Consider the following 23,035-nt stretch of genomic DNA (forward strand, 5'->3'; position numbering starts at 1 on the left):
CCGCCCATGACCTCCACGCCTCCCACCCAACACGATCTCTGGAACGGCCCGGCCGGCGATGCCTGGGTGCAGGCGCAATCCCTGCTTGATGGCATGTTCGCGGGCTTCGTTCCCGTTCTTGCCGACCCCATCGCAACCGCCCCGGACGCGCACGTGCTGGATGTGGGCTGCGGCACCGGGGCGGTGTGCCTGGCCATTGCCGACCAGCTCGGGGCGGAGGGGCGCTGCAGTGGGGTCGACATCTCCGCGCCGATGATCGAGGTCGCGCGCAAGCGTGCACACGCCGCCGGGAAGTCCATCGATTTCACCGTGGCCGATGCAGAGCAGTACACCTTCGCTCCGCACAGCCTGGATCGCATCGTGTCGCGCTTCGGGGTGATGTTCTTCAACGATCCCGTGAGGGCCTTCGCCAATCTGCACCGCGCCCTGCGCAGCGGTGGCAGCCTGCATGCCATCGCGTGGCGCAGCCCGGCCGACAACCCGTTCATGACCACCGCCGAACGCACCGCTGCCCCGCTGCTGACCCTGCCGGCGCGGGCGGAAGGTGGTCCGGGGCAGTTCGCATTCGCTGATGCGGAGAAGGTGCGGAGCCTGCTGCACGATAGCGGCTGGAATGACATCGAGATCGCGCCGTTGGATGTTTCGTGCAGTATCGCGGCGGACCAGTTGCCGACCTACGTGTCGTTGCTGGGCCCGGTCGGACAGGCGCTGCGTGCTGCCGACCTCGCACCCGCCGACCGCGCCCGGATCCTGCAGACCGTGGTCGATGCCTTCGCGCCGTTCGTCCGCGGCGACAGGGTGGTGTTCAATGCCGCATGCTGGGATATCCAGGCGATGTGACATCCGTAGCGCCGGGCTCTGCCCGGCGGCTCTTTCCTGTAGCCTCCGATCCAGCCGCCCGCTACTGGAGTTGCCCCGTGCTTTCGTCCAAGCCTGTCGTCGCTGTCACCGCCCTGCTCTGCTTGGCCATCGCCTCAGCCCTGCATCCCTCGCCGGTTGCCGCGCAGACCGCGCGCCCCGCCGCAACCACGCCCGCCACGCCCGCCACACAGAGCTTCAACGCCCTGCTCGACGCGCAGACCATGGCGGCAATCAACTCCGATCCCGAGCTGCGTACGGTGCTGGGCATCGGCGGCGATGGCGCGGACGACAGCTCCGCCCGGCTCACCGATGTGTCGCTGGCCCAGCGCGAAGTCAACCACCGCCTGCTGGCCGACAACCTGGCCGCGATCAAGGGCTGGAACGGCGCGCCGCTGGATGCCCAGCAGCAGCTCAGCGATGGGCTGGCACGCTGGTTCTACCAGGCGCAGATCGACCTGATGGCGGTGCCGTGGTCGGCCGCCTGGCTGCCGGTAGGCGGCAGCACCTACGCGGTGGACCAGTTGTTCAGCCTGCCGGTGAACCTGCCGCAGTTCTTCGACAACCAGCACCAGGTGACCGACGCGAAAAGTGCACGGCACTACATCGCACGCCTGAACGCGATGGGCACCAAGCTCGACCAGGTGCGCGCCAACCTGGACCTGCAGGCCGCGCAGGGCGTGGTGCCACCGGAAGTTGCGCTGGACGGCGCCGCCACCCAGTTCCGCACGCTGCTCACACCGGCACCTGCGGACAGCCTTTGGGTGAAATCGCTGCAACGGCGACTGGACAAGGTGAGCGCACTCTCAGCCGCCGAACGCGCCGCGTTGATCGAGCAGGCCACGCTCGCGGTCCGCGATTCCGTCAATCCCGGTTACCAGCGACTGCTCGACCGCGTGCAGGCGCTGCGTGCCAGCCACCCGGGCAACAAGGGCATGTGGGCGTTGCCGCACGGCGATGAGTACTACGACGCCGCGCTGCGTTGGTACACCAGCACCGATCTGGGCGCCGATGCGATTCATCAGATCGGTCTGGACGAGGTGGCGCGACTGGAGAAAAGCATGGATGCGCGGCTGCGCGAACTGGGCCTGCGCGACGGCACCGTGGCCGCACGCATCCAGGCCCTGCGCGAAGATCCGCGTTACCGCTACGCCGACAGCGACGCTGGACGCGAGCAGCTGATCAGCGACATCGAAAAACGCCTGCGCGATCTGGATCCGCTGCTGCCCACCTACTTCGGCCACCTGCCGCCTCAAAAGCTGGTGGTACAACCGGTGCCTGCGCACATGCAGGCGACCTCGCCTGGCGGCTACTACTACCCGCCGGCGATGGACGGGTCGCGTCCGGGTACCTTCTACATCAACCTCGGCGACATGGACTCCAACACGCGCTGGAGCATTCCCACGCTGACTTACCACGAAGGCTCGCCGGGCCATCACTTCCAGATCTCGATCGGACAGACCCTTACCGACCTGCCGCTGCTGCGCCGCAGCCTCAACCCGAGCGCGTTCTCCGAAGGTTGGGCGCTGTACGCCGAACAGCTGATGGCCGAAGCCGGCGTGTACAAGGACGATCCGGCCGGCGACATCGGCAGGCTGCAGGCGGAAATGTTCCGCTCGGTGCGACTGGTGCTCGACACCGGCCTGCACCGCAAGCGCTGGACCCCGGAGCAGGCCGTTGCCTACATGCAGGAAAAGACCGGCATGAAGGAATCGGACGTGCGCATCGAGGTCAACCGCTACCTGGTGCAGCCCGGCCAGGCTTCCTCCTACAAGATGGGCCAGCTGCGCCTGCTCGCGCTGCGCGAGAAGGCCCGCAAGGCGCTTGGCCCGCGCTTCGACATCCGCGCCTTCCACGACCTGGTCCTGGGCAACGGAGCCATGCCGATGACCGTGGTCGAACAGGCGGTGGACGGCTGGATCGCGAGCGGCGGCGGCGACCCGCGCCGCGCGCCATGACCGGTAGAAATACCTAGGGCGGGTCGGTGTAACTCCGGTTGTCGGCCCGCCAGCGGGTGCGCACAGTGGGGCATGGCCCGTGGTCTGGGCCGTCACCCACAGGAGAGCCCCATGCGCCGGTCCCGTTCCGTCCTGTTGTTGGCCCTGCTGCTGGCTGCGCCCCTGGCGTGGTCGACTGTAGGCGCCGCACCGCCCACCGCCAGCGAAACCGTGGGCGCAGCCACGCGCGACCCGGATGCGATCGCCGCGCTGGAGCGGATGGGCAAGGCGCTGCGTGCGCTGCCACAGTTCACCCTGGCGGCCACCACGCGCACCGAGTATGTGCTCGATGATGGCCAGAAGCTGGCGCTGGCCGGTACGGTGGACTACAAGGTGCTGGGCCCGGACCGCTTTTTCGTCGAGATCCGCAGCGACCACCAGCACCGCCAGCTGTTCTACGACGGCCATACGCTGACGATTGCCTCGCCGGCGCAGAAGTTCTACGCGCAGGTCGAGAACCTGGACCGCAGCAGCCAGGCCCTGCTGAGCGACTCGGCCACCCAGCTGGGCATCGAATTCCCGCTGGCGGACCTGTTCCTGTGGGGCACGCCGGGGTTCCCGACCGAACGCATCGACTCGGCGCTGTTCGTCGGCACCGAACGCATCGACGACCAGCCCACCCGCCACTATGCGTTCCGCCAGCCCGGCGTGGACTGGCAGGTGTGGATCTCCGACACCACCCGGCTGCCGCTGCAGCTGCTGATCACCAGCCATTCCGATCCGGCGCTGCCCAGCTACCTGGCGACGTTGAACTGGGACACGAAACGCAGCGTGGCCGCCAATGACCTGGTGTTCCGACCGGACGGTGCCACCCGCATCGTGTTCGTGCCGGTCGCCGTCGCGGCCGACGACACCGCCACGGGAGGCCGTTGAAATGACCATCATCACACCCCTGCGCACCGCACTGCTCACCGCCCTGTTGTGCGCCAGCGGCGTAGCGCTGCTGCTGCCGGCAACGGCCGACGCGCGCCCCGGCATGCGCGGCTTCGCCCATCCTTCGATTGCCGGCCACGGCGGTTTTGGCGGTGGCGGTGGATTCGCCGGTGGCGGCGGAGGCTTCCACGGCGGTGGCGGATTCACACCGCATCCTGGCCCGGGTCCGGGGCCTGGGCCAGGTCCACATCCCGGTCCTGGTCCTGGACCGCACCCGGGTCCGGGCCCGGGTCCACATCCCGGCCCAGGTCCTGGTCCTGGTCCTGGTCCTGGCCCCGGTCCACATCCCGGGCCGGGGCCAGGACCGCACCCCTATCCGCCGCCCCCGCCGCCGTACTGGGATCACCCGTTCTGGGGCGCCGCCGCGGTCACCGCCGGCGTGGCGCTTACCGCCGCCGCGATCGGCTCGGTGGTGTACACCCTGCCGGTGGACTGCAGCACCATCGTGGTCGATGGCATCGGCTACCAGCAGTGCAGCGATGGCTGGTACCAGCCGCGTTATGTCGGCACCACCGTGCAGTACGTGGTGGTGGACGCACCGCGATGAACCACACCTTCCAGCATCCGTGGCTGTGGTTCCTGGCCCTGTTCCTGGTGCCGTTGATCGCGGCACTCGTGGTGAGCCTGCTGGTGCGCAAGCGCGGCATCACCGCCAATGCAGTGCTGGCATGGTTCGTACTGGTGTGCTGGATCGGCGCGCTGGGCGTGATCCTGTCGCAGGTGTTGTGACCTACAACGTCTGCCCCAACTCGATGAACACCACGCGGTGCCCGCCTTCGCGCATGCCAATGCCGAAGATCAATGGCCCGATCCACGAGTCGAAGCCCAGGAACAGGCTGCCGTTCCAGATGCCGTCGCTGAGCGACATGTCCGAACGACGCTGCCAGGCGTTGCCGTATTCGACCGTGCCCCCGACCTGCGCCGAACGCCCCAGCACCTTGCCCAGCTCGTAGGTGTACCCGGCAAAGGCCAACGCATAGTCCTGCCCGGTCAGCTGGTTCTGCTGGAAGCCGGCCAGCCGCCACCGCCCGCCCAACCGGTACAGGCTCTGCACCGGAGCCGTACCGGAACTGGTCACGTGGTAGCGCAGGCCCAGCTGCACCGCATTGCTGCCGATCGGGAACGCGCCCACGGCGTCCAGGTCGATCTGGCCGAAGCGCGCATCCGCGCCCAGTCCCTTCTGCGACTGGTAGGTGCCCAGGTTGACCAGGAACCCGTTGCGCGGAAAGTACAGGCTGTCGATGTTGTCATAGGTCGCGCTGGCGGTGACGGCGCCTTCGTCGAACGTAGTGCGCGGCACCTGCGGCGAACCGATGTCCATCCGCGCATTGCCGGCAAAGCGCTCCAGCCCCACGCGCAGCGACAGTACGTTGGAGACGTTGCGTACCAGGTCCACGCTGGCGCCGGTCCGCTGTACCCGGTAACGCGAGGTCTTGTTGCCGTGGTCGTCGAACACGTTGAAGCTGCGGGGCTCGTAGCCGCCGTCCGCCTCGAACGCGTAGCGGTTGCCGACGTCGAAGGGGTGGTAGTAGCTGCCGGTGATGGCCGGCTCGCTGCCGATCTGCAGCGTGACCCGCGCCTCGGCGCCGTACGGCGAGAGCGGCGCGAACAGCAGGCCGGCGCGCAGGTTGCTTTCGTGGTTGCCGTCCAGGTCGTTGCTCAGCCGCAACCCGGCTTCGAGGTAGGCCGGACCGTTCGGCTTTTCATAGGCGGTGATCACCACCCCGACCTGGCCATCACGACGGGTCTCTTCATAGCCGATGCTGGCCAGCGTATCCATGCCATAGGCGCGCAGCACGCCTTCCTGCATGCCCTTGCTGTCCAGCGGCTTGCCGATTTCCACCGGCAGGTAGGACAACAGCAGTTCATCGGCATAGGCGGTGTGGTTGCGCACGTCGATGAAGGCGATCGGCGCGGGTGCGGCGCTGGCGGCCCGCTGCTCGCGGACCGCGTACCAGCGCTGCCAGACGGGCTCGGGCTCGGAGAAGGCGCGCAACGCCGGCGTGGCACTGTCGGCCGCCTGCTGGCCGATTTCCAGCGCCAGCGGTGCCTTGTCGAAGTCGCCGGTGGCGACCTTGCCGGTCAGCGGCGGGGAGATCAGCAGGTCCTGCGGCCCCAGTGTGTCCAGTTGCCGCTGCGCATTGCGGGTGGTGAGGAAACCGCTGAGCTGGCCGATCACATCCACCAGGCTGGCATCGCGGTCCAGCTCGGTCAGCGGCGTGCCCACGTCGACTGCGATCACCCGGTCTGCACCCATCGCGCGCACCACGTCGATCGGGACCTGGTTGGAGACCCCGCCATCCAGCAGCACCCGGTCGCCAATCGTGATCGGCCGGAAGATGCCGGGCAGCGACATGCTGGCGCGCATCGCCAGCGGCAGGCTGCCGTGGTCCAGGACCACCGCCTCGCCGGTATTGAGGTCTGTGGCGATGGCGCGGAACGGAATGGACAGATCGTCGAAGTCGCCACTGACCCGGCTGCCGCCGGTAGCGGTCTCGAACAGCGCGATCAACCGTTCGCCCTGCGCCATGCCCCCGGCCAGCTGGATGCGCTTGCCCTGCCCGCCCAGGCCGATGCCGATCGGCGCCAGCTGCTGGTAGTCGTCGCCCTTGCGCCGCAGCGAGCGCTCGCGGCGCGGCAGGGTATCGCTGAACATCGCCATCCAGTTGGTGTCCAGTACCACCTTTTCGATCTCTTCGGGGGTCTTGCCCGAGGCGTACAGCGCGCCAACCAGCGCACCGGCGCTGGTGCCGGCGATGCAATCCACCGGGATGTGCAGCGCCTCGAGCTGGCGCAGGATGCGCACATGCGCGATGCCGCGCGCGCCGCCGCCACCCAGCGCCACGCCGATCCGGGGGCGGCTGTCGCCCGGATCGCGACGGCCGCACTGCGTGCCGTCGAGCACTTCGGATTCCTCTGCCGCCCACGCCACGCCCGGCAACCCGGACAGCGCCAGCAGCAACCCGCCAAGGCAGCGTTGAACGGCCGCGTTCGCACGTGTCGCCACGCTGCACCTCGTCAAAAAGTGCGCGGCATCGTGCCGGTGGGAGGGATGGGCCTCGGCACGACGCCGCGCGGTGAAACTCAGAAACGGTGCACGATCACTTGGCCGGGGCGCTGCCCGGCGGGAACCCGGCGAACAGCCTGTCCAGGCCGGCCTCTATGGAGGCGTTGACGCGTTCCGGCGAAGACGGCACGGTCGCGCTGGCAGTGCCGCGCCAGACCGCCTGCTTGCTCTTGGCGTCGAACATGTCCACCACCAGCGTGCCGACATCGTAGGTGCGTACCGTGGTGGTGGACGAGCCCATGCCCATGCCGCCGCCCCAGCCGCCGCCGCGCCAGCCCCAGCCGCCCATGTTGCTGCCGGTGTAGAAGGTATCCAGGGTCTGTCGCTGGCTGGTCACGATATGCGCGGCCAGTGCGACGTCGCCGTTGGGCGACTGGGTCCAGCCGCGCGCGGCCAGGCGCGCGTCGATCCCGTCCACGATGCGCTGGGTCACCAGCGGCGAGCCGCCCTGCGGCTTCATGGCCCAGGTGTAGGTCCTGAACGAGGCGAAGTTCGCGCCCGGGTCGAAGTCGGTGTGGACGGTGGGCGTGGTCGTACAGGCAACCAGCGCCGTAGCGAGGACCGCAATAGCAAAGGCTTTCATCACACACGACTCCCATTTCGTGGATTGGCCTCCAGCCTAGCCCCGGCCGCACCGCGTGGTCATCCGAATAACTACGCAGTGCGGCCAGCAAAACTACCGGTCCGCGCTCAGCGCGGTGATTCGATCACCACGTACTGCACTGTCGTGCCGCTGTAGCGTGGCTCGTACCAGGTGTTTCCGCACTGCTGGTAGGCCATGCCGTTGATCACCGTGGTCACGCAGCTGGGCGGCACCGAATTGACGATGGAACCGATCACCGCCGAGGTCACCGCCACGCCGGCGGTTACCGCGGCCGCCGTGGCGAAGGGATGGTCGTCGTAGCGGTCCCAGTGGTCGTCGTAGCGGCCGTGGTTGTCGACATGCACGTCGACGTTGCGGTTAACGTTGATGTTTCGGTTGGTGTTCCGGTTGACATTCCGGTTCACGTCGCGGTGGTCGCCGCCATGCGGCCGCTCCACCGGCCGGTTGACGTTGCTGTGGGCGCTGGCCCGCGCGTGACCGCCGCCGTGGGCGCCGGCCCGTGCGTGGCCGCCGCCGCGCGCCCCATGCTGGGCATGAACCGGCGTGATGCCAATGGCGACCAGCACCAGCAGGCTGGCAGCGGCAGTGAGCAGCGTGGTACGGGACGTGGTCAAGCTGCGCATGTCAGTTCTCCTGGCCAGCATCCGGGGCCGCAACTGCGGCCGACACCAGTTTGATCCGCGCCGCATCGGCCGGCGCGGTGAACTGGAAGGCGGTGGCGGGCACCGGGGTGCGTGTGTCCCAATGCAGCCGCGCCCGGTACTGCGGCTGGGTCGGGTCGTCCAGCGCGTTGATCACCAGCTTCTTCGGCAACGAGGTTTCCCTGGAAATCCATACCTGCCAGTCCACTGCATCCTGCTTGAAGGCGTACTGCTCCACCGCCTCGCCGTCGATGGTGCCGCCACCGATATGCAGCGCATTGCGGATGTTGCTCGTGGGCGCCTTGTCGGTGCCCCACAGGAACATGTCGGCGAGCGGCAGTTCGATGCCATACCGGGTCGACGCGCGGTCGACCAGCTCGCCCAGCGTCGCGCCCACCCCGTCCACCTGCGCGTAGTACTTCAGGCGCGGGGAATACACGGTCAGCGCGTTGCCGTCGTAGAACAGCTGGCGCAGCTGGCGGTCGCTGTTGAGTTCCAGGAACAGCTTGTCCGGCGCCTGCACCTTGTAGGTGACCATCCCGTCCAGTTCGATCTTCTGGTCGTTGTCGAGCACCAGCTCGGTGCTGCCTTCCGAGGTCAGCGTGAAGTACTTCAGCGACCGCAGCGCCGCCCCCATCCGGTCCAATGCCGCGAGCGCTTCCGGATCGAGGTCGCTGGCGGCGGTGCCGGCCGGCGACGGGCTCGGCGGTGCGGCCAGTACCGGGTACGCGCCCCCGACCAACCCGCCAATCAGCAGGCAGGCAGTTCGGGCAATGCAGGTGGCGGCGGTGGGCATGGAAGGTCTCCAGATGCGATGGGGAACATACGACGTGGAAGCTCGCGCGCTCAGAAGCCCGCGCTGATCGACACGCTCCAGGGGTCGCCCTCGAAGCGGTTGCGCACGCTGAACTCACTCAGATAGCGGAACGACACATCCACGTGCTCACCGCCCGACCACTTCTTCCCATAGGTCAGCACCGGCCCCAGCCCGAACGAACGGCCCTTGAACCCGTTGAGCTGGTCGGCCAGGGCGCTGTCGTCGTCCTGCACCTGCTGCAACCACCCAGCGGCCGCACCAAAACCCCACCCGTTGGCGGTGCGCTTGACCAGCAACGCATCGGTGCGCAGTACCAACCCGTTCCTGTAGTCGGTGTCATCGTTGCGGCTGTACCAGTCCATTCCGGCGAGCACGCTGAACTCCAGGGTGCCCTTCTGGAACAGGTGGGTGTAACCGGCCGCCGGCGATACCGTCCACACGTTCAAGCCCGGATTGGCCAGCTTGCCGGGGGTGTACTGGGCGGTGGGGGCGTACACGTACAGCCCGAACGACAGATGCTGCACTTCGTTGATGTGGAAGCCGGCGATCACCGGCGCGAAATACAGGTCGAACCAGTTCGAAGCGCTGTCCTCGGTACGTACCTGGTTGCCCAGCGGCCCGCGCAGGCTCGCGGTGACGTCCGCGTCGATATACGGCGCGGTCACCATCGAGGCGAAATTCCAGCGGCCCGCGTGGGTCGGCCAGACGTAGATGCCGGTTGCCGCGGTCAGGCTGACGTCGGCCTCCAGCCCTGCCGACACCTGGCCGGCGATGGGCGCCGGTCGGCTGCCGCCGATCTTGCCGTTGTAGTTGACGTAGCTCAGCGACCATTGCATGCCCGGATCGGGCGGGATCACGCCCACATAGGACGTGATCTGCATCCCGGTGATCGAACGGCCAAGCCCCCCTTCCACGGCGTGCGCCGGCAGCGCGGCCACCAGCGCAAGCGCACCGGCAAGCACGGCGCTGGCGATACAGTTTCGGCGGTAAAGGCGTGCGGTCGTGGTGGTCATGGCGCTCACCGTTCCACGCAGCGGAAGCCGACGTGGCAGGTCGAGGTATCGATCGGCTGGGCCATGCGCGCGGCAGGGCGGTAACGACGGCAGTAATTGGGCGCACACAGGTGCGAGCCGCCTTTCATCACGCGCCGCGGCATGCCGCTGCGATCGTTGGGGTCATGGCTGCGCTGGCGCTCGCCGCCGCGCGGGTTGTCGATCGCGCAGCACGGCTTGCCCGGGATCTGGTCGTGTTGCTGGTACCAGTCGGTGGTCCATTCCCACACATTGCCGATCATGTCGTACAGGCCGTAACCATTGGGGGGATAACTGCCGACCGGCGAGGTCCAGCGATAGCCATCCTCGTCAAGGCTCTGCCACGGAAACTCGCCCTGCCAGGTGTTGGCCTGGTGGCGCCCGCGCGGGGTCAACTCCTCGCCCCAGGCGAACTCGCTGGGTTCGCGGCCGCCGCGCGCGGCGAACTCCCACTCCGCCTCGGTCGGCAGCGACTTGCCGATCCACTCGGCATACGCCTGTGCGTCGGCGAAGGTCAGATGGACCACCGGGTGGTCGTCCAGCCCATCCAGCCGGGTGAACGGGCCGCGCGGGTGGCGCCAGTTGGCGCCGGCCACGTACTGCCACCAGTTGTGCGTGTTGGACATGTCCACCGGGCCGGACGGCTGCACGAACACCACCGAGGACGGCACCAGGAGCGCCGGATCGGCCCCCGGGTAGTCGCGCGGGTCGGCCGGCCGCTCGGCGAAGGTCACATAGCCGGTGTCGCGGACGAAGCGCGAGAACTCGCGGTTGGTCACCGGATACCGGTCGATCCGGAACGGCGCCACCCGCACCTTGTGCGCCGGCCGTTCTTCCGGGTAATGGTCGTTGGACCCCATCAGGAACAGCCCGCCTTCGATATCGATCATGGTGTCGGCCACTACGCTCATCCCTGTCTCTCCTCAGCCGAACGGTGCGATGTTGAAGGTCATCCCGGCGATTGCCAGCAGGCCGAGCATCCACAGCAGGCCTGCGGTGATCAGGGTCAGGGAGACCGGGTAATGGCTTTCGCCGTGGATCAACCCTTCCTTCTTCATCATGCTGCGCTCGGCGCGCAGGCCCTGCATGTAACGCAGGTGGTAGATGATGCCGAGGGTCAGCATGATGATGCCCAACGCCACCAGTGCAACGCCGAAGTTGCGCGGCGCATGCGGCTGCAATGTCACCCCGGGCGTCTGCAGCATGCGACCAAAGAACTGGTAGATGGTGAAGCCGAAGCCGATCAGCGACAGCGCCGTGCGCATGATTGACATCAGCGTGCGGTCGGCGCTCATCCGGGTGCGCTGGAACGACATGCCGGTACGCCGCGAGGACAGCTCCAGCGACACCGCGTCGGCGTCGCCCAACGTCTGGCGCGCTTCAGCCAACGTGACTGCCGTTTCGGACAAGGCCTTGCGCGGGTCTTTCTCGGTCATTGCGGTGAGTCCTTGCCTGCGTGGGGATGGCGGTGGATCCAGCGGGTGGCCAGCCGGGTAAAGGGGCCGCGCAGGATCAGGTAGGGAATGAAACCCAGCAGCAGGGCCAGCACGAACGCTTCCAGTGGATACCGGAAACCGCCGAACACACGCACCTGGTAGATGACATCCATCACGACCCCCAGCAGCAGGATCCTCGCAGTGGCACTGACGCCCTCCCGCCACTTCTGCAGGCGCTCCGGACCGCTGCTATGCGCCATCAGCCATGCGTACGGTTGCCGGCCCGCGCGTGCATCGCGGACGCCATCGATCACTGCGGTGATCAGCGCCATGGTCGGCTGCAGGAAGAAACGAAACGTCATCGGGCCATCGGTCCGACCGATCAGGTCTGTCCAGAAACGCGTCAGGAAGTCGATGACCAGGAGCATGGCCGGTTTCCGTTGTACAGGCGTCCAGCTTGGCGGCGGCGCCTGCACCGCACATCGGGATAGGTACTGCACGCGTATCAGTATTTTTACTGCCTCTGCCCCGGGCGGCCGCAGGGGTATGCTCAGTGCGCATGAGCCGGGACAGCTACTCATTGATGCGGGGTGGTCTGGTGCACCGGGTGCTGCATGCCAGCGGTGCCCTGCACCGCAGCCGCCGGCTTTCAGTATGGCTGGCTGCGCTGTTGACCGCGCTGGCGCTGCTGCCGATGATGCTGCTGGCCCACGCAGAGGCCACGCTGTGGCCCCGACACGGCGCCATGGCGTTGTTCGGGGACTACGCTACCCTCGCCCGCCTGCTGCTGGGCCTGCCCCTGCTGATCCTGGCCGCACCGCGCGCCGACGACCTGCTGCGCACGTCGATCCGCCAGCTGACCCACGCCAGCCTGGTTCGTCCGCAACGCCAGCACCGCCTGCACGCGCTGCTGGCGCGGGTCCGGCGCAGCCGCGACAGCTGGGTGCCGGAACTGGTCTGCATCGGGTTGGCGATCGCGCCGGTGCTCTACCAGAGCGGCGTGGTCAGCCTGTTGCAGGGCGTACCCGACTGGCGCACGACCAACGGTGTGCTCACCGCCGCCGGCCACTGGGATGCTTGGGTCGCCACGCCGCTGTTCCGGCTGGTCGTGCTGCTGTGGCTTTGGCGCTTCGTATTGTGGACGCTGCTGCTGTGGCGACTGCCGTGGGTCGGCCTGGACCTGCACGCCGAACATCCGGACCAGTCCGCCGGTCTTGCCTTCCTCGGCCTGGCCCAGGAGCGGTTCAGCGGACTGGCCGCTGCGGGCGGGCTGCTGGTGTCCGGCGCCTGCGTCAACCAGATGCTCTACATGGGCACGACCCTCTACGATCTGCGCCACCTGCTGGCCGGCTACGTGGTCGGTGCAACCGTGCTGCTGATGGCCCCGCTGCTGCTGCTCACGCCGTTGCTGGTACGGGTGCGGCGCCATGCCCTGTACCGCTTCGGCGCCTTGGGCAACCGAGCTGCGGCCACCTTCGAGGAGCGCTGGCAGGCAGCCAGTGACGCGACGGCGGGTCCGGACTCGCTGGTCGATACCGGCGATGCGTCCGCCATTGCCGACTTCGGCGGCGTTTACCAGAGCATCGTGGCGATGTCGGTGGTGCCGATCACGCGCTGGAATCTGCTCTCCGTGGCGATGGCCGCTGTTGTGCCATTGATGCCGCTTGCGCTTCTGGCGTTCCCGTTCGACGAACTGGTCGCCAAGCTGATGGGCATCCTGGTCTGAGCAGCGCCCGCCCTAAAGTGATCGCGACACGAAGCGCTCGCCGCGCAGCGCGGCCTGCACCGCCAGCGCCAGGTCGTCGCCAGCATCGGACTTGAGCACATAGCTGCACGGCCCCAGCGCCATGGCCTGGTCGACCATCTGCGGTTCGGCATGCACGGTGATGAACACCACGCCCAGCACCGGGCGCTGCAGACGCAGCCGCCGCGCCGCTTCCAGTCCATCGATCTCGGGCATCGCGATATCGGTGACGACTACGTCCGGCAGCATGCTTTCCGCGGCCTTCACCAGGGACGCACCGTCCTGGACCAGCCCGATCACCTCGAACTGCTCGGCCAGCAGCCCGCGCAGCTGCCGTCCCATGGCGGAACCGTCTTCAGCCAGCAGCACTCGGGCAGCATTCATGAGGTTCCGGCGGGTGATGGAACATCCTGATGGTGTGCCGCACCCTGCGCCGGAACAAGGGAAAAACAACCGGGAGTGGGCAAGTAAATCTACTTGCCCAAGCCGGGGTCCTGCGCCGGGTCAGTGCCGGATCAACCCTTCGTGTTCGGCCTTGCGCACCAGTTCCAGGGTGCCGTGCACGCCCAGTTCCTGCATGATCGCGTACTTGTGCGATTCGATGGTGCGTACCGACACGCCCAGCTCGTAGGCGATCTGCTTGGAGCGCAGGCCGCGCGCCACGTACTCCAGGATGCGCAGCTGCTTGTCGGTCAGCACGTACTGCTGGCGCCCGGCGCTGGCGATGGCGTCCACGGCGAGGGTCGGGGTCACGTAGGTGTGCCCCCCCATCACGCCGGCCAGGGCCCGCACCAGCTCTTCGCCGGCCGCGCTCTTGAGAACGTAGCCCCGTGCACCGGCGCGGATCGCTTCGGCGGCAACGCTGGACTCGTCATGCATGGTGAGGAAGACCACGGGCATCTCGAAGCCTTCCTCGCGCATCCGGCGCAGGGCCTGGATGCCGGTCAGGCCGGGCATGCTGATATCGGCCACCACCACGTCCGGTGGATCGCGCCGCACCGCCTCCACCAGCTCTTCGCCGGAACAGACCAGCTCGATGGAATCGAAGCGGTCTTCCAGCAGGTGCTCGATGCCCTGTGCCACCACCCGGTGGTCGTCTGCCAGGACTACCCTGCGATACCGGCACTCCGCCGTCGAATACGAAACCTGCATGTGCTCGTCTCCCATGGTCATCAATCGTCCCCTGATTGAAGTACTGCGTGGAGCAGCTCTGCGGCTGCCGCCACGCAACGACCTGAAAATTACAGTCGCAGTGTGATGGGTCCGTGACGGCAGCGTGTTCTGTGACTGACGTTTACAACGATTCAGCCACGCAGCGTGTCGCGGGGACTTTCTCCAAATACATCACGGTACATCACGGAAAACCGGCCAAGGTGGGCGAAGCCATAGCGGGTAGCGACCTCGGTGACCCCGACCCGGCCCTGCGCGCGGCGCAGCGCACTGCGTGCCAGATTCAAGCGTGCCAGCTGGTGCCAGTGGCAGGGACCATGGCCGTAAGCATCCCGGAACAGGCGCTCGAGCTGCCGCTCGCCGACCCCCAGGTAGCGGGACAGCGCACGGCTGTCGTAGGCATTTTCCAGCTGCGACTTCAGGTAGGCCTCGGCCTGGCGCACGATCGCGTCACGCCGACGTTCGGTGCCGCTACCCAGCCCCCGTCGCTCCGGACCGCCATCGGACGCCCCGACCGCATCGATGAATACACCCAGCAGGGTGCCTGCCTGCACCTCCAGCTGCTCGGGCAGTACCACCCCCTGCCATTCGGCCGCTTCCTGCAGCACCGAAAACACCCCTTCGCACAGATTTCGCGCATCGCGCGGGGCCGCCGTGCGACTGTGCCAGCCGGTGCGCGGCAACCGCAGTTCGCGCCCGAGCCGCCGCACCGACTCGCGCTGCAGCACCTCGCGTGGAATCAGCATCACCGCCCACTGCCAGCCGCCAGGGCTGGGCCGGACATTCAGTTCGCTGTCTTCGGCAAATACCATGACCTGGCCTGCCGCGATCCAGCGTCCGTTGGCCCACATCGGTTGCGCGCAGGTGACCGCCAGGGCCAGCGCGATCATGCCCTGGCTGAAGCTGCCGCTGGCGAAGATCGGCAGCGTATAAGCGCCGCTGTCGAGGCTGAACTCCGGAAACACCAGCCGCTGCACACAGGCGCGGAAATGGCCGGAGGCCAGCAGGCGCTGTTCGAAGCGCGTATCGCGGACGACCCCGAGCAGGGCGTCGGCATCGAAACCGTCAACCACGAAACGGCTGTACGGTGACATCGGTTCATCCATCGCCAGCTCCCCCGTCACGTCGGAATGTGGATAGCGTGCGTCGCGTCAACCTGTTTACATCGGTCCGATTGTGGGGGGTGAAGCAGCACGGCGGCAAGCGGTCAAGCAGAGGGTCGTACCACGTATGGCGCATGGATCGCCTTCCGCGATCCCGCCCATCTCCCGAGGTGCAGAGTGCAGGCCAGCAGCCAGGTGAATCGCGCCGGCGTCGACGCGCCGGATACGCCGCGCCGTCGCGGCCGGGCACGCCGGGCGGGGCGCTTCACATATTCTGCACTCGATGTTCGCACGTTGTTAACACTCGCAGCGCCGCTGCTGGTCGGCTGCATGCTCGGTCAGTGGCTTCCCACCGTGCTGCCGGACCAGCTCCATCTACATGTGATCTGGATTCCCGGCCCGCTGCTTCTTGCGTTCCTGCTGGTCACCCCGCGCGACCACTGGCGCACCTGTGTACTGGCCGCGTGTATCGGCACCGTGCTGTCGCTGCCGCTGGTCCCCATGGCCTCGTTGCCGCGACTGCTGGCCAGCCTGGGCGAGTTCGCCATGGTCGCCGCAGTGGCGTGGCTGTTGCTGCGCTGGCGAGGCGAGCGCGCCGCACTGGAAGACTATCGCGACCTCAGCCTGTTCCTGCTGCTGGCGTGCGTGCTGCTGCCGCTGTGCGGGGCCTGGTGGTACTCCCTGGCGCAGGGCGGTCGAAGCGGTGCGAGCGGCCCGGCCGCGGTCCGCGAGCTCGCGCTGACCAGCGCCGTGAGCTACCTGGTGCTGGTGCCGGCGCTGGTCAACGTGGCGCGCATCATCGACGCCCCCGAACGCCGCCACGGCTGGAACTGGCACTCGCTGGCCATGGCGATGGTGCTGCTTGGGCTGCTGGTGGTGCTGTGGACGGTGGACTGGCAGGACGGGGTCATGACGCCGCTGCTGACCCTCGCCCCCATTCCGCTGCTGGTCTGGGCGTTGATCGTATTCGGCGTCGCCGGCGCTTCGGTCACCATGCTGGCCGTGGCGGTGCTTGGCATGCAGCTGGGCGTGGAAGGCCTGGGACCCTTTGGATTCTGGTCAATCGACCGCAACCTGCTCACCGGCCAGGCGTGGACCCTGTGCACCGGCTTCGCATTGCTGTTCCTGGGCGCGCTCGCGGAACAGAAGTTGTCGAGCAGGATCAAGCTGCAACGGGCGTATGCCCGCCTGGGTGAAGTGACCGGGCGCATGCTGGTGGTGCAGGAGGAAGAGCGCACCCGCATCGCGCGCGACCTGCACGACGACGTCAACCAGTCGCTGGCGGCCATCTCGATCCGGCTCAGCACGCTGCGCAACCACATTCCCCTGGAGGAACGCCCCAGCGTGGTGGAACTGCAGGACCAGCTGCTTTCGGTCTCCAATGACATTCGTGCCATTTCGCACGAACTGCACCCCAGCATCCTGCGCTTCACAGGCCTCGCCAGCGCGCTGGACGCCTTCTGCATCAAGCGCAATGCACGCGGTCGACTGCGCCTGCGCTGCAGCATCGAAGACGCGCCCCGGCTCAACGACGAACAGGAGCTCAGCCTGTTCCGCATCGTGCAGGAAGCGGTGAACAATGTGGACAAGCACGCGCGCGCCCGGGTCGCCGACGTGCTGGTCTGCGTACGCGGCGCGGAGCTGCTCCTGCGCGTGGACGACGACGGCATCGGTATTCCCCCCGGCCACCTGCGGCGTGCGCCGGGGCTTGGCCTGATCAGCATGGAGGAACGTGCACGGCTGCTGGGCGGCGTGCTGCACGTGGACACCAGCCCGCTTGGCGGAGCGCGCATCGAGGTTCGTTTCCCACTTCGCGACAACGCGCAGCGCGGACGCTGACCGCCCTCACGCCGCCCCACCCTCAAGGAGCTTCACATGCGCGCTTCCCGCACGGCCACCGCCGTGGCCCTGGCCGCCCTGCTCGGCGCCTGCGCCACCGGCCCGCTCAACCCGCCCTCGCCTGCGGTGCTGCCCACCGCGCTGCCGAGCGCACCGCCGCCGGTGCCGGAGCTGCGTCCCGGCGTGCCCGCCGGCTATCTGGGCAGGTCACTGCCCGACAGCCTGGCCCTGCTGCCGCCGCCCCCGGCCAAGGGCAGCCCAGGCTTCGCCCGCGACCAGGCAGTCAGCCGCGCCTCGCAGAAGCTGAAGACCAGCCCCCGCTACGCCCTGGCCAGCCGCGATGCCGACCTGCGCTTCCCGCAGGTGGCCAGCACCTTCTCCTGCGCGCTTGGCGTACCCGTCAGCCAGCAGGACACCCCACGCCTGTACCTCCTGCTGCAGCGGAGCCTGGTCGACGCAGGCCTGGCCACCTATGCGGCCAAGGACCACTACCAGCGCACCCGCCCGTTCGTGTTCTACAAGGAAAAGACCTGCGCGCCCGCCGATGAGGAGGCACTGCGCAAGGACGGCTCCTATCCCTCCGGCCATACCGCAATCGGCTGGGCCTGGGCGCTGCTGCTCAGCGAGCTCAGCCCAGCCCAGGCCGACGCGGTGCTCGCCCGCGGCCGCGCGTTCGGCGAGAACCGCCTGATCTGCAACGCGCACTGGCAGAGCGACGTGCTGCAGGGACGCGCGGTGGGCGCCGGTGCGGTGGCGGTGCTGCACGCCAACCCGCAGTTCAACGCCGACATGGCCGCCGCCCGCGCCGAGATCAACGCGCTGCGGGGCAATGGCGTGGAGTCGCAGGACTGTGCCGCGGAAGCGGCAGCGCTGAAAGTGAAGATCCCCGGCGTGGAATGAGCCCGCCGTCGAACAGGCAAAACAATGACCCGACTCGTCGTCCTACCCGATGACGGGGGAGACATCGCGCATGGCGACGAGGCGGGTCAAGCCGTTGTCCCGATCAGCACGGGAGAGAGTCGTGCCAGCGGGCACAACGCAGTTGTAGTGGGATGGCCTGGCTCGCTGCCCCCTGAGCGATGACGGGGGAGACATCCCGCGGTTGACAGCGAGCCAGGTCAAACGGTGCAGATTCCGCGAGGGATCGCAGCAGAATCGGAAGCGTGTGTCGTAACGCGCAGTGCCACGTCGGGCCCGAAGCCGGCCAGCCCACCGGTCGGGTCCGACGGCAGCGCCGGCCGCGTCGGTGTCGCCAGGCCGGCGACAACGGCATTGGCGCGGTCCACCGGCGCTGCGGCATGGATCCGCGTCCCCTTGTCCAGGCGCATGGCGGTATCAACGGCATGCACTGGCATGGTGATTCAACGCCAATCTGAAAAATGCGGCCCATCTGCTGGCCCCCGACGCTGATGTTGCGTTGGGATTATTAGAACTGCGCGTGCGCCGCGCAGACACCGCATTCCGGCAGGACGAACGTGCGTTCCGGCAAGATGCAGCAGAAAACCGGCAGGCAAATGGACATTTCCGGCAGCGTGCTGGAAAGGTGCAATCAGGCAGGACTGCCCAACGAAGCCGGCGCGCGCGTCAGGGTGTCGCGTGGAAGTTCTCCGAACACCCGTCGATAATTATCCGCAAAGCGCGACAGGTCCCACAGCCCGCAGCTCAACGCAACCGCTTTCACCGACTTGCGGGTTGCATCGGCCATGGAAAGTCCGCGGCATGCCGCGCACAGGCGCAGCATCGACAGATACCGGTTGGGCGAGGTTCCAAACAGATCCTCGAATGCATAACGCAGCGCGCGCTCGCTGACACCTGCCGAATCGCAGATCTCGTGCATGTAGATGTAGCGGCGCAGGTTCTGCCGCATGAAATTTTCGGCGCGCTGGGCGATCAGGTAATGCGCCCGCCGGGCGCGTGTGCCTGCTGCCCGTTCGCCCACGCCGGCACCCAGCACCGCTTGTACATGCGCATGCAGCAGCTGCTCGACCGCGTCCGTGGGGAATCCGCCGCCGGCCTGGCCCAGCCAGGCCGGCAGCTGCCCGTAGCGTTGCGCCAGCACCGACGGGCCGTGATCCGCCTCCGCGCTGAACAACGACAGCGCCTGCCCGGCAGGCAAGGTGCTGCACAGGCTGAGCTCGGTAAGCTTGCGCTCGATCCGGCGCAGCGGGGCCAGCAGCAGGCTGAGCCGGGTGCCGGCACTGAAGGCGAATTCGCTGATGCCTTCGGGCAGGATGGTCAACGCCATGCCTGGCGACACAGGCACCCCGTGGCACCAGCTCAGGGTGGGATCGGTCTCGTGGACATAACCGAGCAGGCACCAGTCCTGGGGCAGCATGAATCGACCGCGGAACTGGAATCCGCAGGTTGCGGTGCAGAACAGGGATTCGTCATGCACCTGTGACTGGATCGACGCGCGTGGACCATTACCGTCCAGCAGCACAAGTTCCAGCTCGCATACGCGTAGCATTCCCCCCAGCGTCGCCAGGTCGAACGAACGCAGGGCTGCTTCTCCAATTCTATCGACTACACCATCGGCCATGACGGCGGCTCCCCAGGCTGACTCGCACCGGCTGCGCAGGATCTGCGCAACCGCTACACGTTGCTTCTTTATCGAAGCACTGCTGCGATATCCCCCAGATTCTCGCCACAGTATCCATCGACGCGGGCGGTGGCACGCCGTGAATATGCAGGACTTAATCCACGGCGCACTGTCCAAGTTTCGTCACGACCGTGTGTAGACAGCGTCAAATTCCGACTTCACTTTATTTTCATCCATTCTGTAAACCCGCCCTCCGAGCGGGCAATTTACAGGCGGCAGCGAATGCACAAAATCGGCATGCCGCTGAGATTCATAAACTATCCGTCACCCATGCCGATTTTGTGCATTACCCCCAGGCGCGACCACGCAGGATAATCTCCAACAGCGCGGGAGGGGATCCCTGGCGGATACCGCGCTGGACCACAGGGGACCGCGATGGAATACAAGGTGACTTCGTTCGCTACGTCCGCCGCGCGGGTTGCACCCGGCGTGCGCGTGCCCGACCCGCATGCCCCTTTCGCACAGTCCGATGCGTACCAGAACGTATTGGTCGCCGCGCACGAGCACCTGCGCAACACCCTCGAGGACGAATGCATCGACATCCATGCCTGGGCACCGGACACGGTGGGCCGCTACGTACGAACGCAGACAGCGCTGTTCGTGCAGGGATGGGGCATTCCGGTCAACGACGCACAGATGGAAATCGTGGCCACAGCGCTGGTCAAGGAGCTGACCGGCTACGGCCCGCTCGATGATCTGCTGCATGACCCGGCAATCGACGAGATCCTGATCAACGGCTGCAAGGACATCCACGTCTCCCAGGGTGGCCATCTGGTGCGCGCGCGCCAGCGCTTCAGCGACGACAACCACCTGCTGCTGATCCTGCATCGCATCCTGGCCCCACTAGGCTGCCACTTGGATGCATCGAACCCGATAGTGGACGCGCGACTGCCCAATGGCGGACGGCTCAATGCCATCATCGCGCCGTTGGCCGTGGACGGCCCGATGGTATCGATCCGCAAGTTCCGCAAGAACCCATTCAGCCCCGCCGAACTCGTGCGCATCGGCACCTTCGATGCCGCCATGCAGGTACTGCTGCGCGCGATGGTACTGAGCCGCTGCAACATTCTGGTGTCCGGCGGCACCAGCTCGGGCAAGACCTCAGTGCTCAACGCGCTGGCCAGCTACGTTCCGGCCATCGAGCGAGTCATCACTGTGGAAGACACCGCCGAACTCTCGTTCAACCATCCACATGTGGTGCGCCTGGAAAGCCGCATCGGTGGCTTTGGCGGCCAAGACACGATCAGCGTCCGCGACTTGCTGCGCCACGGCCTGCGCATGCGCCCGGACCGGATCGTGGTTGGCGAAGTGCGTGGCGCCGAGGTGCTTGAAATGCTGCAGGCCATGAGCACCGTGCATGATGGCTTGATGGCCACCATCCACGCCGACTCGCCAGGCGACTGTCTGTACCGGATCGAGATGCTGGCCTGCTTCGCCGGTTTCCAGGGCAGCGAGGATGGCCTTCGCCGGCAGATCGCCAGCGCCATCGACTTCATCGTGCAGATCAAACGGCTGGGCAACGGTCGCCGCGTGCTGGTCTCGATCACGGAAATCATCGGGGTCAACGACAACCTGATCAGTACCCGGGAGATGTTCTGCCACGAAGTGCAGTACGACACCGACGGCAGAGAGCACGATCGCTGGGTCAATTTCGGCATTCAGCCGCATTCGCACAAACTCGAGCCATTCCGGAGGGAGCTGCGCGAAGCATTGAATGGAAGCTGCTGAGCATTCGGAGACCGGGCGACTGTCTGCAATCCCGCCCAGCCGGCGTATCGGCCGGACTGGCTACAATGGGCGCATCCCTCCTGCTGGACGCGCCCCAATGACTGCCACCGATGTGCCACTGACCTTCTACGTCCGCCTCCAGGTCAAACCCGAGCGCGTGCAGGACTGGCTGGACGCGGTCCACGCGCTGATTGATCGCATGGCCGACGAACCGGCGTTCATCTCCTGCGACCTGCATCGCGATGCCAACGACCCCACGCTGTTCACCCTGTATGAGCGCTGGGACGAAGACTCCGTGCAGGATTTCCTGGCCCACCAGTCCACCGACTACCGCGCCGCCTACGACGCGCAGATTGCGGACATGCTGCAGAAACCACGCGAACCGCAGGTGCTGGAGCTGATCCAGAGCTGGGGCGCGCCAGAACAACCATGACGCACCCTTGCGATGAACGCGTCGCCACGCGACATTGCAACGAATGACCGACCAAATAAAAACGGCGACCCAAGGGGTCGCCGTTTTCATTCTGCACCGCCGTTCGGATCAGGCCGCCTGGGCCTGCTCGCTCTGGCGCTGCACCAGCGCGTTGAAGCGCGCCAGCGAGCTCAGGTGGTGGTGGATCGAGGCCAGCCAGCCGTTGCGGTGCCAGGCGACGATGATGTCGTCGGGCAGCTTGGCGAACTTTTCAACGTCGACCACGTGGAACCCGTTGACCGACATCTTCTCGCCGCTGTTCAGGGTCACGTCGATGCTGCGGTCGACCAGCAGGTCCTGGGCCAGCAGCGCGGCACTGAACTGACGGGTCTGCTCGTGCTCGCGGGTGAAGTCGGCGCAGAACTTCATGGCATTGTCGACCAGCTCGGTCGCCTTGCCGTCGACGAACAGCGGCTCGCCTTCTTCACTCTCGCCCTGGTTGACCTGCTCCGAATCGGCGTCCAGCGCCAGCAGGAAGTTGCCGTCCTCATCGGACTGCATGAACACGAACGGGTAGCGGCGCAGGTAGGCCGGGGCGTAGGTGTTGTCGGCCCAGCGGCCTTCACTCACGAACAGGTTGTTGCGGGCCAGGCCCACCGCCACGATCGGCGCTGCGTCCTTGCCAGTGAACAGGATGGGGAAGTGCTGGGCGGCCATGCCGAACTCGCCGATCACCGCCGGAATGGCGTTGGTCTCGGCAGCGAAGGCCAGCGAACCCGGACGCAGACGCCAGTTGGCGTGCTTGTCCGATTGCAGCGGCAACGGCTGGCGGTAGAACAGCGGGCCGGAGGCCTGGGTCGGTTCGGTCGGCGGGGTAGTCGTTTCAGCAGTCATGAATGTGATCGGATACGACGCGCCAGACAGCCCGGGCGCGAAAGCGGGCACCGCATTGATCGTCCACTATAGCGTGGCTGTTTGACGATTGCCCGCTGCCACCCCGGTTCAGCCGCGTCCTACGTTTTCCGCTGCGTTGCAGCAAAGCCAGCCAACAAGGCC

General features: G+C 67.0%; 25 protein-coding genes. 10 read left to right on the top strand and 15 right to left on the bottom strand.

All coding sequences use genetic code 11. From position 1 onward, the window contains the following. The first annotated feature begins 6 nt into the window (after window positions 1-6). The 3 genes from RYM47_RS03740 to RYM47_RS03750 all read left to right on the top strand — a co-directional run bounded on the left by RYM47_RS03740 (window position 7) and on the right by RYM47_RS03750 (window position 3,728). A complete protein-coding gene (locus tag RYM47_RS03740; protein WP_315386173.1) occupies window positions 7-840 on the top strand; it encodes a class I SAM-dependent methyltransferase in 834 nt (277 codons plus the stop codon). Window positions 841-917: 77 nt separating this feature from the next. Next, complete coding sequence (locus RYM47_RS03745; protein WP_315386175.1) at window positions 918-2,816, top strand: DUF885 domain-containing protein; 1,899 nt, start codon at window positions 918-920, stop codon at window positions 2,814-2,816. Between the two features lie 111 nt (window positions 2,817-2,927). Continuing rightward, the gene (locus RYM47_RS03750; RefSeq protein WP_315386177.1) at window positions 2,928-3,728 is read left to right on the top strand and encodes a DUF2092 domain-containing protein; all 801 of its coding nucleotides are present in this window, start codon (window positions 2,928-2,930) and stop codon (window positions 3,726-3,728) included. A gap of 203 nt (window positions 3,729-3,931) precedes the next feature. Here the strand turns inward: RYM47_RS03750 and RYM47_RS03755 are convergent, their stop codons facing one another. After that, entirely contained in the window at window positions 3,932-4,072 is a 141-nt protein-coding gene (locus tag RYM47_RS03755; protein ID WP_315386178.1) for a hypothetical protein, read from the bottom strand. Between the two features lie 95 nt (window positions 4,073-4,167). Between RYM47_RS03755 and RYM47_RS03760 the strand changes: the two genes are divergently transcribed. Next, a complete protein-coding gene (locus RYM47_RS03760) occupies window positions 4,168-4,335 on the top strand; it encodes a hypothetical protein (protein ID WP_315386179.1) in 168 nt (55 codons plus the stop codon). Next, window positions 4,332-4,517 carry a hypothetical protein gene (locus RYM47_RS03765; RefSeq protein ID WP_315386180.1) on the top strand — a complete coding sequence of 62 codons (186 nt, stop codon included), beginning with the start codon at window positions 4,332-4,334 and terminating at the stop codon, window positions 4,515-4,517. The genes RYM47_RS03760 and RYM47_RS03765 overlap by 4 nt, the downstream gene beginning before the upstream one ends. Before the next feature lies 1 nt (window position 4,518). Here RYM47_RS03765 and RYM47_RS03770 read toward each other — a convergent pair whose 3' ends face one another. From RYM47_RS03770 to RYM47_RS03805, 8 genes are all read right to left on the bottom strand, one after another. Then, complete coding sequence (locus tag RYM47_RS03770) at window positions 4,519-6,795, bottom strand: patatin-like phospholipase family protein (protein WP_315386181.1); 2,277 nt, start codon at window positions 6,793-6,795, stop codon at window positions 4,519-4,521. 94 nt (window positions 6,796-6,889) lie between these two features. Next, the gene (locus tag RYM47_RS03775; protein WP_315386182.1) at window positions 6,890-7,438 is read right to left on the bottom strand and encodes a DUF4136 domain-containing protein; all 549 of its coding nucleotides are present in this window, start codon (window positions 7,436-7,438) and stop codon (window positions 6,890-6,892) included. A gap of 107 nt (window positions 7,439-7,545) precedes the next feature. Further along, window positions 7,546-8,082 carry a hypothetical protein gene (locus RYM47_RS03780; protein ID WP_315386183.1) on the bottom strand — a complete coding sequence of 179 codons (537 nt, stop codon included), beginning with the start codon at window positions 8,080-8,082 and terminating at the stop codon, window positions 7,546-7,548. Between the two features lies 1 nt (window position 8,083). Then, window positions 8,084-8,896 (bottom strand): DUF2092 domain-containing protein, encoded by an 813-nt coding sequence (locus RYM47_RS03785; RefSeq protein ID WP_315386184.1) that lies wholly within the window; start codon window positions 8,894-8,896, stop codon window positions 8,084-8,086. A gap of 50 nt (window positions 8,897-8,946) precedes the next feature. Further along, the gene (locus tag RYM47_RS03790) at window positions 8,947-9,930 is read right to left on the bottom strand and encodes a transporter (RefSeq protein ID WP_315386186.1); all 984 of its coding nucleotides are present in this window, start codon (window positions 9,928-9,930) and stop codon (window positions 8,947-8,949) included. A 5-nt stretch (window positions 9,931-9,935) separates the two neighbouring features. Beyond that, window positions 9,936-10,859 (bottom strand): formylglycine-generating enzyme family protein, encoded by a 924-nt coding sequence (locus RYM47_RS03795; RefSeq protein ID WP_315386188.1) that lies wholly within the window; start codon window positions 10,857-10,859, stop codon window positions 9,936-9,938. 12 nt (window positions 10,860-10,871) lie between these two features. Continuing rightward, complete coding sequence (locus RYM47_RS03800) at window positions 10,872-11,384, bottom strand: DUF202 domain-containing protein (RefSeq protein ID WP_315386189.1); 513 nt, start codon at window positions 11,382-11,384, stop codon at window positions 10,872-10,874. Further along, the gene (locus RYM47_RS03805) at window positions 11,381-11,812 is read right to left on the bottom strand and encodes a hypothetical protein (RefSeq protein WP_315386190.1); all 432 of its coding nucleotides are present in this window, start codon (window positions 11,810-11,812) and stop codon (window positions 11,381-11,383) included. The genes RYM47_RS03800 and RYM47_RS03805 overlap by 4 nt, the downstream gene beginning before the upstream one ends. Window positions 11,813-11,943: 131 nt before the next feature. Here RYM47_RS03805 and RYM47_RS03810 point away from each other — a divergent pair, with 131 nt between their 5' ends. Next, window positions 11,944-13,110 (top strand): hypothetical protein, encoded by a 1,167-nt coding sequence (locus RYM47_RS03810; protein ID WP_315386191.1) that lies wholly within the window; start codon window positions 11,944-11,946, stop codon window positions 13,108-13,110. A 12-nt stretch (window positions 13,111-13,122) separates the two neighbouring features. On the opposite strand, the gene RYM47_RS03815 is transcribed toward RYM47_RS03810, so the two are convergent. The 3 genes from RYM47_RS03815 to RYM47_RS03825 all read right to left on the bottom strand — a co-directional run bounded on the left by RYM47_RS03815 (window position 13,123) and on the right by RYM47_RS03825 (window position 15,392). Then, the gene (locus tag RYM47_RS03815; protein ID WP_315386192.1) at window positions 13,123-13,512 is read right to left on the bottom strand and encodes a response regulator transcription factor; all 390 of its coding nucleotides are present in this window, start codon (window positions 13,510-13,512) and stop codon (window positions 13,123-13,125) included. A gap of 120 nt (window positions 13,513-13,632) precedes the next feature. Beyond that, entirely contained in the window at window positions 13,633-14,301 is a 669-nt protein-coding gene (locus tag RYM47_RS03820; RefSeq protein ID WP_315386193.1) for a response regulator transcription factor, read from the bottom strand. A 131-nt stretch (window positions 14,302-14,432) separates the two neighbouring features. Continuing rightward, window positions 14,433-15,392 carry a helix-turn-helix domain-containing protein gene (locus RYM47_RS03825; RefSeq protein WP_315386194.1) on the bottom strand — a complete coding sequence of 320 codons (960 nt, stop codon included), beginning with the start codon at window positions 15,390-15,392 and terminating at the stop codon, window positions 14,433-14,435. A 303-nt stretch (window positions 15,393-15,695) separates the two neighbouring features. Between RYM47_RS03825 and RYM47_RS03830 the strand changes: the two genes are divergently transcribed. Continuing rightward, window positions 15,696-17,240 (top strand): ATP-binding protein, encoded by a 1,545-nt coding sequence (locus tag RYM47_RS03830; RefSeq protein ID WP_315386196.1) that lies wholly within the window; start codon window positions 15,696-15,698, stop codon window positions 17,238-17,240. 36 nt (window positions 17,241-17,276) lie between these two features. Further along, window positions 17,277-18,140, top strand: coding sequence for a phosphatase PAP2 family protein (locus RYM47_RS03835; protein ID WP_315386198.1), 864 nt, complete (start codon window positions 17,277-17,279; stop codon window positions 18,138-18,140). A 218-nt stretch (window positions 18,141-18,358) separates the two neighbouring features. Here RYM47_RS03835 and RYM47_RS03840 read toward each other — a convergent pair whose 3' ends face one another. After that, complete coding sequence (locus RYM47_RS03840; RefSeq protein WP_315386199.1) at window positions 18,359-18,568, bottom strand: hypothetical protein; 210 nt, start codon at window positions 18,566-18,568, stop codon at window positions 18,359-18,361. Between the two features lie 221 nt (window positions 18,569-18,789). Continuing rightward, complete coding sequence (locus RYM47_RS03845) at window positions 18,790-19,779, bottom strand: helix-turn-helix domain-containing protein (protein WP_315386201.1); 990 nt, start codon at window positions 19,777-19,779, stop codon at window positions 18,790-18,792. A 435-nt stretch (window positions 19,780-20,214) separates the two neighbouring features. On the opposite strand from RYM47_RS03845, the gene RYM47_RS03850 reads away from it, so the two are divergent. Together RYM47_RS03850 and RYM47_RS03855 are read left to right on the top strand one after the other, a co-directional pair. Further along, window positions 20,215-21,567 (top strand): CpaF family protein, encoded by a 1,353-nt coding sequence (locus RYM47_RS03850; RefSeq protein WP_315386203.1) that lies wholly within the window; start codon window positions 20,215-20,217, stop codon window positions 21,565-21,567. Between the two features lie 97 nt (window positions 21,568-21,664). Then, window positions 21,665-22,000, top strand: a complete 336-nt coding sequence (locus RYM47_RS03855; RefSeq protein WP_315386204.1) for a putative quinol monooxygenase — start codon at window positions 21,665-21,667, stop codon at window positions 21,998-22,000. 108 nt (window positions 22,001-22,108) lie between these two features. Here RYM47_RS03855 and RYM47_RS03860 read toward each other — a convergent pair whose 3' ends face one another. Further along, window positions 22,109-22,873 (bottom strand): SapC family protein, encoded by a 765-nt coding sequence (locus tag RYM47_RS03860; RefSeq protein WP_315386205.1) that lies wholly within the window; start codon window positions 22,871-22,873, stop codon window positions 22,109-22,111. Window positions 22,874-23,035 lie beyond the last annotated feature (162 nt).

It is taken from the genome of uncultured Stenotrophomonas sp. (assembly GCF_963519125.1).
Classification (GTDB): Bacteria; Pseudomonadota; Gammaproteobacteria; order Xanthomonadales; family Xanthomonadaceae; genus Stenotrophomonas.